Raw genomic sequence first — 10,629 nt, 5'->3', positions numbered from 1 at the left:
GATATTTCGTGAGCGAGGGACTCCAGTCGGCAGGGACCGCCTCGAGTGCGACGTTGCGCGGCACTGGCTGGCCGACGACGATCTTCTCGCGCATCTCGACCGGGCGGATCTTGTGCTCGGTCACGTAAGTACGGGTCTTGGTGCGGTATTCCGGCTCGATCTGCACGGCGGCATCGCCGGCGCCCGTGGTCGTGGCGACCGTGGACTGGGCCATTGCGCCCGTCGAGATCAGCGCGGCAGCCGGGCAGCAGCAGCTTCTTCAGGAATATCTCCTTGCCCCTGAATGCGGCGCTGCGTGAACCCCGAGTAATGGCAATCGTTCCGGGAGCACGACAGGTTCCGATACGCTCTCTGGCATTTTATGCGCTGTAGCATGGGATGCGAATTTTAGAACGCGCAGTTTCGGCAGCCTCGACCAACAAGGTCGAATTGTTTGGACCTGCAACTATCCCTTCCCTTGCCCGTTCCCAAGCATGGAGTTTGGGCTAATGACAATATTCGGAAGAAAACCACGTTCTCCCCGCAGAAGGACCAATCAAGAAGCGTGGATGGCAATCGACGGGGCTTTCGCGACGAGGAGATGTTCGGTGTTGGACATCTCCAAAGGCGGCGCGACAATCAGGGTCGAGGATCTAACGTTCGTCAGGCCCGTGTTTCAACTTAAACTCTTTCGCGCGGACCAGGGTAGGCGTTGCAAGGTTTCATGGCAAAAAGGTCTCCTGATCGGCGTCGAGTTCTGTTGAGTGACTATGAGGTGATACCCGCATGCAAACAGTCGAGACGACTAATCCAAAGGTGGCAAGGCGCTGCCGCTATGACCAACATCGCGGGCAAAAAACAACCTTGAGGATAGGGGGCTCGCTCGTCACAGGGTTGGTCCGGTCGGTCATGGAAGTTAAGTCCCCCAGCAACCCCACACGCTGGATCATCACCGTTCTTGCCAAGCCGAGCATCGCAGCCTAACCGAGCAAATCCACCATTCGAAGGAGTGCTTGGTCGAGGAAAATGATGGGAAAGTTGGACCACAAGGTCTTTCCGCGAGCGATTCTCTTTCTCAAGAAATTCCATCGTCACTTTCATTCGATCTTCGTCGTCAAAAATCTGGGTTCGGCGTTCGTAGAGCTGCACCAGCCCTGGATCGAGGAGATTGCATAGCCAAGACGGCAAATGCGCTAATTGCGATCGATGGATGATCGAGCCAGGTTCGTACTACTTGCTGCTGCAACGTCTCACCCAAGCTGACGTGACCGTCTTCGTCGCACAGAGTCCTTGTATCCGGGCGCTCCTGATAGATTGGTGCCCCGTCGATCGGCGGCTCGGAAGGGCTCCCGAAGGCGCGGCTCAATCGGACCAATTTGGCATTGCCGGATTGCCGGCCATCCTGTAGACGAGCCGCGCACCGTTGCCGACCACCTTTCAGCGGTCGCCCGCAGCGGGGCCTGTAGCTCAATGGTTAGAGCCGGCCGCTCATAACGGTCTGGTTGCAGGTTCGAGTCCTGCCGGGCCCACCATTTCTCGAAAGAAGAAGAAGAGAAGAAGATCAAAGCCTTGGCTCCGGGATGTCCGCGGGTGGGACACTTTGGTGAGGCATTTGCTCCTATCTGGCCGTGTCGCGCCACGGCCTCTACTATTTCCGGTGGCCATTGCGCGTTGGGTCGATGGACCGAAAATCATTAAGCGTGAAAGTCTCACTACAAACACGCGATCCGAAGGGAGCATTTCGCCTGTCACGCGTACTAAGCTAAGCGCCGCTCCCCTTATCGGGTTGAGCGGCGTCTTCATTTTCCGAGAATGTTATCGGCAACGCAAGCCGATTGCCCAAACACTCCAGTTGATTTTGAACGAGCGGCGGGCGATCCGCGCTGCTCAGAAGTAAGGAAGTCCAAGAACAACTCTGCCCGCGCCACGCGGTCACTGGCCCCCTTGGCGATCTGGTTGAGTAGAGCCTTGAGTTCCGGAGAGCCGGCCTTGAGCGGCTCCGACGGCGTCAGGGAGAGCGTCGATAGGTCTTGTTCATTGCCTTGACCGGCTGGAGGGCTCTCAAAGCTGGGCGAGATGATTGGCCACCCTGACCGGCTCGGGCAGAACCTTGCGGGCGACGAGCCAGTCGGCGGCCTTTTGCAGCTCGCTGACGAACTGCTCGTCATTGACCGCGAAATAGCGATACTGGCGCTTCAGCGCGATGAACTGGTCGCGGAGCTCATCGCTGTACTTGCCGGTCTTCTGCGCGATGTACTCGGCGTCCTTGGCGTTCTCCGAGGCCCATTTCCCTTCGGCGCGGAACGCATCGTTCACGGCCCGCACCAGCGCGGGATTGTCCGTCGCGAATTTGCGAGTGGTCAGGTAGGACGTGTAGTCGATCTGGAATTCGAGATCGCGGCCTTCCAGGAAGATGTCGTGCGCCTTGTATTCAAGCCGCGCGATATCGACGCCGGGGCTCCACATCGACCAGGCGTCGACCTTGCCGGAGGCAAGTGCCGGCGCGGCATCAGGCGGATTGAGATAGACGAACTTCACCGCGGAACGGTCAACCTTGTGCTTCTCCAGCGCGGCGACCAGCAGGAATTCTCCAAGGCCGGAGCGGTTGACCGCAACTGACTTGCCGACGAGGTCTTCGACCTTGTCGATGCCGGAGCCGTCCTTGGCAATGATCGCCGTGGTGCGGGGCTCGTAGACCACGAACTGTGTGAACACCAGCGGCGAGCCTGCAATGATCGCGGCGAGCGCCGGGGTCGTGCTGCCGCCGAAGCTGAAGTCGGCGCTTCCGCCCGTGACCGCCTGCAGGGTCGGCGCATGGTTCGGGAAGGGGCCGAGCCATTCGACCTTGATGCCGTCCTTGGCCAGCACTTTCTCGAACTCGCCACGCTCCTTGGCGATCAGGTTGAGGCCGCTCAAGCCCCAGGTCAGGCGAACTGTGTCGGTGGTCCGGCCAGGTGCGGCTTGGGCGAATTCGCTGATATTCATGCCAGCGAGCGCGCCAATGCCAAAAGCTGCGGAGCCGAGGAAGCTGCGCCGGGATGGTTTGGCGGATGAAAAGTCGGACATGTCGGCCTTCCGGATGACTAGCTGTGAGAATGGGGGACCACGCCAAGCTCGCCGAGGAGATCGGCGCGCGAGATAGGTGTCGAGCCGTCACGCACGGCGCGATGCTCGAAAGCGATCGCGCCGTTGCGCATCACGAGGATCCGATCGGCGAGGGTGATCGCTTCGTCGACATCGTGGGTGACGAGCAGGACGCCCGGCTGATGATTGGCCACCAGTTCGCGGACCAACTGGTGCATGCGGATACGGGTCAGCGCATCGAGCGCGGCAAACGGCTCGTCAAGCAGCAGAAGCTCGGGCTGCTGCACCAGCGCGCGGGCGAGGGCGACGCGCTGGGCTTGCCCGCCGGAGAGATGGCGGGGCCAGTCTTCGAGCCTGTCACCGAGGCCGACCTCGGTAAGCGCTTCGGCGGCGCGCTCGCGAGGATCCGGAACCTGCAAGCCAAGCGCCACGTTGTGCCAAAGATTGTCCCACGGCAGGAGCCGATGCTCCTGAAACACCACGGCCGGCCGGCGGGGTGCCACGATACGACCACGCTGGATGGGATCGAGCCCAGCCAGCGCCCGTAACAGCGTTGTCTTGCCGCACCCGCTCTCGCCGAGCAGGGCGACGAACTCCCCACGATCGATGCGCAGGTTCAATTTCTCGATCACGACGCGGCTGCCGTAGCTGCGGACGAGGTTGCTGACAACGACAGCCGGTCCGGATTCGAATGGCGTAGAAGACTGCGGAGCGACGTGCACGTTCATCGCTCCGCTCCGTAGTTCGGATGCCAGGCGAGGAGGCGACGTTCGAGAAAGCGGGCAATGGCGTCGGCCGCGACGCCGATCAGCGCGTAGATCACGATCGTCAGGACGATCACATCTGTGCGCAGAAATTCGCGCGCATCCATCGCGAGGAAGCCGATCCCCGATTGGGCACCGATGGTTTCAGCCACCACCAGCGCGAGCCAGGCCGTGGCCAGGGCATAGCGGACGCCGGTCAGGATCGAGGGCAACGCGCCGGGAAGGATGATGCGTCTGATCAGCTGGATCGAGCTCAGGCCCTGGACCCGACCAAGTTCGAGCAACTTGGGATCGACCTGGCGGATGCCGAGCACGGTGTTGATGTAGATCGGGAACGTGACGCCGAGCGCGACAAGGAAGATCTTTTCCGCTTCGCCGACGCCCAGCCAGACGATGACGAGGGGGAGCGCGGCGAGGAAAGGGACGGCCCTGATCATCTGCACGCTGCGGTCGATCGCGGCCTCCGCGATTCGCGAGAAGCCGACAAGAACGCCCAGCGTGGCGCCAACCGCAGCACCGACCGCAAAGCCGGCTGCGGCACGCAGCAGGCTGACGCCGAGGTCGTTCAACAGGCTCCCGGTGGTCGCAAGCCTGAATGCTGTTCGGATGACCTTGCTCGGCGCGGGCAGAACCTGTGGCGAAAGCCATCCCGCCTGTGCAAGCGCCTCCCAGACAATGACGAGTAGCACGGGCGCGATCCAGGACAGGAGCTGAAGGCCGCGAGCACCAAGCTTGCTTCCTCGCGCCGGCGATTGAACGCTGCCCTGCGATGACGGCGCGTCATCCGCACCGATCACCGTGTGGTCGATTTGGCTCAGTTCGATATTGCTCAAGACGTGAGACCCCGTTCCACGCACTGCATCTGATGCAGGAGGTGCGATTCCAACAACTTGCCATCCGCGGAAAATGTCCCACGAAATGGGCTCGACAGAAATAGAGCACTATTTCAATTGTCGTTCGCTCAGGAGTGATCTGCTGCCGTCACGGCACCGGTGCGCGACAAAGAAAATCTTTTGAGGTGGATGTGCTTGATCTTTCGTCAGCCCGCGGCGAGAACGCGTACCGATGCGATGGCATAGCGAGAGAAAGTTGCGGGAGAGCATGATGGCGATTGCACCCATTCGTTTCGGCATCTGGGCGCTGGTGCATGGGCCGCGAGCTACGCACCATGACCCGGAAGAGCCCTATGATGCGTCATGGGAGCGTAATCGGGATCTGGTGCTCGCAGCCGAAGAGCTCGGTTATGACTCTACGCTGATCGCGCAACATACGATCAATCCACATCAGGAAGATCTCGATCAACTTGAGGCCTGGAGCGCCGCGGCGGCAATTGCGGCGCTGACCACTCGAATCGAGATCATCGCCGCGATCAAGCCCTATCTCTATCATCCCGTCGTGCTGGCGAAGCTCGCACTCGGCATCGAGAACATCAGCCGCGGCCGCTTTGCGATCAACCTCGTCAATGCCTGGAACCGCCCGGAATTGGAGAAGGCGGGGATTGGCTTTCCAGATCATGACGCTCGGTATGCTTATGGCACGGAATGGATCTCGGTAGTCTCGCGCCTGATGGAGGGTGAACGCCTCAACTACAGAGGCGATCACTTCAACGTCTCCAACTATGCGCTGCGCCCGACCAGCCTGTACCGCAAGCGCCCTGCCATCTATGTCGGCGGAGAATCCGAGCCAGCGCGCGACCTGGTCGCTGGCCATGGTGACGTCTGGTTCATCAATGGTCAGCCCCTGGAGGATGTGGCCGGCCTGATCGCCAATGTCGCCGCGCGTCCGCGGGGTGCGGCGCCGCTTCGTTTCGGTCTGTCGGCCTTCGTCGTCGCGCGCGAAACCCGGGAGCAGGCGCAGGCGGCCTATGAGCGGCTGCTTAGCCTGGCTGCAAAGGATGCACCGATGAGGGCCATCCAGAAGCAGAATACCGACCCCAAGGTCGTGATGATGCAGACGATGCAGAAGACGCCGCGCGTCGGCAGCAATGGCGGCACGGCAGCGGGACTGGTCGGGAGCTATGACGAGGTAGCAGCGCGCATCGAGGCCTTCCATGCAGCCGGCATTGAGCTCTTCATGCTGCAATTCCAGCCGTTCGAGGCCGAGATGCGCCGATTTGCGCTCGAGGTGATCCCGCGCGTGCGGGCGAAGCAACCCACCGGGGCCGCCGAGCGGCTGGCCCGGTCCCTTGGCTAGATCTCTGCGGCGGCTGGGTCGACGCGACTTCCGGCGCCTGTTTCGCGTAGCGACTAAACAAAGTGGTCGCGGAGCAGCGAGCCGGTGTATTCCGTCCAGAACAGCTCGCGCTTCTGAAGAATGGGGTACGCGCCGTCGACGTAGTTTCGGGTCCTGGGAACGTATTGGCGATCAACCACTTCGTGCCCATCCAGGTTTGATGTCAGAGCGAGCTTTGATTGTTCCGCTAATCATCTCGGGAAGTGAAGCATGGCTATCCCCTCGATCCCATCGAGTGGGTCATTGTCTGTCTGCCGCAAAACGGCGCATACAGTCTATGTCGTCCCGGTAGGCGTCAGAAGCCTTGCATTCGAAGCGAAGGGTAAGACCCAGGCGGCGACCATCGCTGGGTCTGGTTTGTGCAGGTGTTGGACCGATTCTGCCTGCAACGGCTGCAGACGGCAGGCGCGAGCTATCCGCCGCGCGCCGCGACCACTCAGGAAGCGTCAGCCTATCGCCATGTCGTCGCCGAATTCGCGGACGCGACTCGAAAACTCCTGGTGCCGCATCTCGGATAGTTTGCGCAGTCCGCTTTGTGAGAAAGATATTCTTCGGTGCCCTATGGGCAGACGGAGCCAATCCGTTCGGCCCCGGCGGGTTGGGCAATGTGCCGGGATGGACTCAGTTTTCGGACGGCAGCCTCAAGCTCGTTGCCATCGCCACAACGGAGGCATGTGGTCGTTTGAGATTGCGGGCAATCTTGCTCGTCGGCAGTCCTCGATCGACCATGCCTCGCAGCTTATGCTTTTCTACTGCGGTCCAAGGACGTTCATTTGAGGGGCTGGAGCGTGGCGACGGCTCGCTGTCTGCTGTGCTCTTGCGTGGCGATGGGGCGTGCATGAAAACTCCATGAAAGCCCGTGATCGAGCCATCATCGTGACCTTCCAGTCAATATCCATCCTCAAATAAAGATGATTTGTTTGCCGACATGATGTGTCCCGCGGAGTTTTGCCTCAGTGAAAAGAGCACTTTGGCAATAGCGTTCTTCGACGCGACAGTTGTCGCCAACGATGTTCGGTAAGCTCGCCGCAATGGCGAGAACGGATATCCGGCTATTCGACGGCTTCGCCGAAACAGATCTATGTCACTAAAATTTTGGACGCTCCCTAGCGGGATCGAACTCCTGCTTCAGCCTTAAGAGGACGACGGCAAATTTCGCTGTAGCTGTTGCAATGTCGCACAGGAACTAATTGGAACGTCTGTCTCTAAGGATTTGAAGTTTCGCTTCCACCGGCGCTTCTGAGGTTGCCGAACAGGGCCAAGCGAGCACGGGACGGCAGGCTACCAGCTTGCCAACGACGCTTCCGATCCGTCCGATTTGTACGCTACCGCGCGCAGGAGTTAGCCGCGGCATCAGAAGCCTTTTGTTTGGCACCGAAGGCGATATAGATCACGCATCCTGGGCAAAAGGGTTACGCGCAGAAGGCGTTGAACAAAGTCAGCGGGAACTCGTCAACTACCGCAAAGCGGCGCCTTTCTGTAAGCCCGCATCGGCAAAAGAGTCGCACTAGGAAAATGCTCATCTCACTCAGCAAGGCTTGAGCCGATTATGGGGAGATCATCGAAGCACATGCAGGGACTCATGGTTGACAATGATAACAGCAACCGGCGCCGAATCGTCGAATTCAAGGACGGTTGCCGGTATGGCAAATTCGGAAAGACTAAGGCTTATGAGCTGATCGCCCTCGAGAGGATCAGGGCCTACAAAATGGGAGGCAAGACCATGATCGACCTCGACAGCGTGGATGAATATCACGCTTCGCTGCGGAGGGTCGAAACGAGAGCGGGCTAGGCCGCCGATCTGTTCAGCGAGACGGCGGGCGCACTGTCGCGCAGGCTTATCGAGGCGATCAGACTAATACTGCATTAAACGCACGCGCTCGACCCAATAGGCAGCACGGTTATAGATGACGGGGATGTTCTTGTTGTCGCCCTTGCCGGGGTGGCCCCGCACCAACACCTTGCGCTGCGGCGCTTTTGTGCTCCGTGTCGTGGGCCAGTTAGGCTTCCACTACATCGTCGTCGAACGCGCCCTCATCGCTTGAGCTGGGTCGAGGCGGTCGAACTGGAGCCGCGCGCGCAGTGATCACCGCCGGGGGCAGTCCTGCAGTCCACGATCCGCAGCGTCTTGTTCAGGTGTTGTCGGACATTGCCGCCATCGGCATTGGACGTGCAGCGCGTCGAGGATCAGCGCTCTCGGCGTCGGCTTCGCGTGCACGTGACAAAGACCCGCCATTGACTTCGCGATAATCATGTTAGGTCGATCCCGTCGAGAATTCGAAGCAATGCTGGGTTCGATTCCGGTCGCGCGGCGATTGTGGAGTCCGCCGCCGAGGAGCCTCTCGATTTATTTTGGCGACCAACAGCGCTTGTCAGTTTGTTGGTATTTTTGTTGGCATCGGTCACAACTGATGTTAAAAACTTCTTTAGTTGCAGATGGTTATGGGATTACGGATAGCTGATGACGAGCCTCAATCCCGATCCGCTGACGGTCTCTTTGGTCCAGGTTGCTGGCAGTCTTCCGATGTTCCTGTTCGCGCTCCCCGCCGGGGCTCTGGCGGATACCGTCGACAAGCGCCGCTTCTTGATCGGAGCGAAGATCGTCCTCACCGTCGTCGCGGCAGCAAGCGCGATGCTGGTCTGGCTCGACCTCGTCACCCGCCCTTGCTGTTGCTGTTCACGTTCCTGCTCGGCGCCGGCGCAGCATCCACCGCCCCGGCATGGCAGTCCTTAGTGCCTCAGCTTGTCCCGAAGCACGACTTGGCCGCGGCGGTGGCGAGCAACGGCGTCGGTGTCAACATCAGCAGGGCGATCGGACCTGCGCTGGGCGGCTTGGTCATCGGCGGTTTGGGCATCGCGGCGCCGTTCTGGATCAACGCGTTGAGCAATTTCGCCGTGATCGGGGCCCTGCTGTGGTGGCGGCCGCCATCGTCGCAAGGGAGCGGGCTTCCGCCGGAGCGCCTGACCGGCGCCCTGGTCATCGGTTTCCGGCATGCGCGATACAATGCGAATTTGCGCGCAACGCTCGTGAGAGCGGTAGCGTTCTTCTTCTTCGCAAGCGCTTACTGGGCGCTGCTCCCGCTGGTCGCACGCAATCAGATCGCGGGCGGCCCCGAACTCTACGGCATTTTGCTGGGAGCGATCGGCATCGGCGCCGTCGTCGGCGCCTTCACGCTGCCCTCGATGAAGGCGGCTCTCGGATCCGTCGGCTTGTTGCGGCCGGCACGCTCGGCACGGTGCTCAGTCTGGTCCTGCTGGGCATCGCCCGTCATTCACCGATCGGCATTGCGGCTTGCGCGGTCGCGGGCATTTCATGGATCGCAGTGCTCGCCAGCCTCAACGTCTCGGTTCAGATGTCCCTGCCGGATTGGGTGCGTGGCCGCGGCCTGGCCATGTTCGTCACCGTGTTCTTCGGCGCGATGACGGCCGGCAGCGCACTTTGGGGGCAGCTTGCCTCGGCGCTCGGTTTGCCGGCGGCGCACTTCATCGCCGCGGCCGGCGCTCTAGTCGGAATCGCGGTGACTTGGCACTAGAAGCTTCTGTCAGATGCCGGAGTGGACCTCGCGCCTTCTATGCATTGGCCGGCGCCGGTCTTGGCGATCGCGGTCCGGTATTGGTAACGGTCGAGTATCGTGTCGCCGCCGAGAAGCGTGACGCGTTCCTCGTGGCCGTCAGGCATTTGGGCCAACAGCGCCGGCGGGATGGCGCGTATGCTTGGGACGTCTTCGAGGATGCCGCCGACAAAGGACGCTTCCTCGAGACCTTCATGGTCGCGTCCTGGCTTGAGCATCTTCGGCAACACCATCGTGTGACCAATGCGGACATCCGCACGCGACGCGCCATCGAGAACCTGCCGGTTCTGCGTGGCTATACCGAGACGCGCCACAAGGCAAAGTCCTGGGATCGCGAACGGCGCACGGTCGCCCGTATCGAGGCGACGATGCTCGGCCTCGACATCCGCTTCGTCGTCACCAGCCTCGATATCGGTTCATCCGAGTGGATCTACGACAGCCTGTATTGCGCGCGCGGCCAAGCCGAGAATCTGAGCAAGCTGCATAAGACGCAGCTCGCCTCCGACCGCACCAGCTGCCGTTCGGCGCTCGCCAACCAGGTCCGTCTCGTGCTCCATACGGCCGCTTATTGGCTGATGCTGACCGTGCGCGAGGCGATTCCCAAAGCCCGGGAATTGGCCGCTGCCGAGCTCGCGACGCTGCTTCTTCGGCTCTTGAAAATCGCCGCCCGTGTGGTCGAGACCACGAGCCGCATTCGCCTTGCGTTCGCCGCGGCATGTCCCGAAGCCGACCTGATCCGCTGCTTGCCCGGCGCGCTGCTCCCGCTCGGTCCGTAACCGACCGGGCCGCGCCCGCTCACCCGCCCCACTCCTCCATCGAACAGCTTGATGTAGAAGCCGGTGAGAAAAGGCCGGACGGTCACCCACGCCAGCCGCCAGCCCCCGTCAGACGTCAAGAACGACCGTGCTCTCGTGAATAGATCGGGCTAGCGTGGTCTCGGATGATCATCTGCGGACCGAATTGCGGTCCATGGCTAGAGACCCAACTCAGCCTCATCG

Annotated in this window: 6 protein-coding genes, 1 tRNA gene and 3 pseudogenes; 6 read left to right on the top strand and 4 right to left on the bottom strand. The window is 61.1% G+C overall.

The window, feature by feature from the left end:
• Positions 1-214, bottom strand: a 214-nt coding sequence (locus XI08_RS15820; protein WP_271575085.1) for a DUF1236 domain-containing protein, incomplete at its 3' end; no start/stop codon positions are given.
• 1,221 nt (positions 215-1,435) lie between these two features.
• Here XI08_RS15820 and XI08_RS15815 point away from each other — a divergent pair.
• Positions 1,436-1,511, top strand: a tRNA-Ile gene (locus XI08_RS15815).
• A 529-nt stretch (positions 1,512-2,040) separates the two neighbouring features.
• Here the strand turns inward: XI08_RS15815 and XI08_RS15810 are convergent.
• From XI08_RS15810 to XI08_RS15800, 3 genes are read right to left on the bottom strand one after another with little or no spacing between them, the layout of a single operon-like run.
• Positions 2,041-3,045, bottom strand: a complete 1,005-nt coding sequence (locus XI08_RS15810; RefSeq protein ID WP_271575084.1) for an NrtA/SsuA/CpmA family ABC transporter substrate-binding protein — start codon at positions 3,043-3,045, stop codon at positions 2,041-2,043.
• 17 nt (positions 3,046-3,062) lie between these two features.
• A complete protein-coding gene (locus XI08_RS15805) occupies positions 3,063-3,791 on the bottom strand; it encodes an ABC transporter ATP-binding protein (protein WP_271575083.1) in 729 nt (242 codons plus the stop codon).
• On the bottom strand, positions 3,788-4,534 hold the full coding sequence (locus tag XI08_RS15800) for an ABC transporter permease subunit (protein WP_271567556.1): 747 nt from the start codon (positions 4,532-4,534) through the stop codon (positions 3,788-3,790). The genes XI08_RS15805 and XI08_RS15800 overlap by 4 nt, the downstream gene beginning before the upstream one ends.
• 397 nt (positions 4,535-4,931) lie before the next feature.
• Here XI08_RS15800 and XI08_RS15795 point away from each other — a divergent pair, with 397 nt between their 5' ends.
• The 5 genes and pseudogenes from XI08_RS15795 to XI08_RS15770 all read left to right on the top strand — a co-directional run.
• Positions 4,932-6,020, top strand: a complete 1,089-nt coding sequence (locus XI08_RS15795; RefSeq protein WP_271567557.1) for an LLM class flavin-dependent oxidoreductase — start codon at positions 4,932-4,934, stop codon at positions 6,018-6,020.
• 1,621 nt (positions 6,021-7,641) lie between these two features.
• A complete protein-coding gene (locus tag XI08_RS15790; RefSeq protein WP_271567540.1) occupies positions 7,642-7,851 on the top strand; it encodes a hypothetical protein in 210 nt (69 codons plus the stop codon).
• Between the two features lie 669 nt (positions 7,852-8,520).
• Positions 8,521-9,592, top strand: a pseudogene (locus XI08_RS15785) (MFS transporter).
• A pseudogene (locus tag XI08_RS15775) lies at positions 9,499-9,852 on the top strand (MFS transporter); the annotation flags it as partial. The pseudogenes XI08_RS15785 and XI08_RS15775, both read left to right, overlap by 94 nt.
• A 27-nt stretch (positions 9,853-9,879) precedes the next feature.
• Positions 9,880-10,407, top strand: a pseudogene (locus tag XI08_RS15770) (transposase); the annotation flags it as partial.
• Positions 10,408-10,629 lie beyond the last annotated feature (222 nt).

Source organism: Bradyrhizobium sp. CCBAU 11361 (assembly GCF_028128935.1).
GTDB classification, from domain to species: Bacteria; Pseudomonadota; Alphaproteobacteria; order Rhizobiales; family Xanthobacteraceae; genus Bradyrhizobium; species Bradyrhizobium niftali.
The sequence above is the reverse complement of the archived record's forward strand: the minus strand, read 5'-3'. Positions and strand labels throughout refer to the sequence as shown.

What these genes read in the sequence shown, in the direction of transcription:
- XI08_RS15795 (WP_271567557.1), top strand. Translation starts at nt 4,932, where the DNA reads ATGGCGATTGCACCCATTCGTTTCGGCATCTGGGCGCTGGTGCATGGG.
- XI08_RS15805 (WP_271575083.1), bottom strand. Translation starts at nt 3,791, where the DNA reads ATGAACGTGCACGTCGCTCCGCAGTCTTCTACGCCATTCGAATCCGGA.
- XI08_RS15790 (WP_271567540.1), top strand. Translation starts at nt 7,642, where the DNA reads ATGGTTGACAATGATAACAGCAACCGGCGCCGAATCGTCGAATTCAAG.
- XI08_RS15810 (WP_271575084.1), bottom strand. Translation starts at nt 3,045, where the DNA reads ATGTCCGACTTTTCATCCGCCAAACCATCCCGGCGCAGCTTCCTCGGC.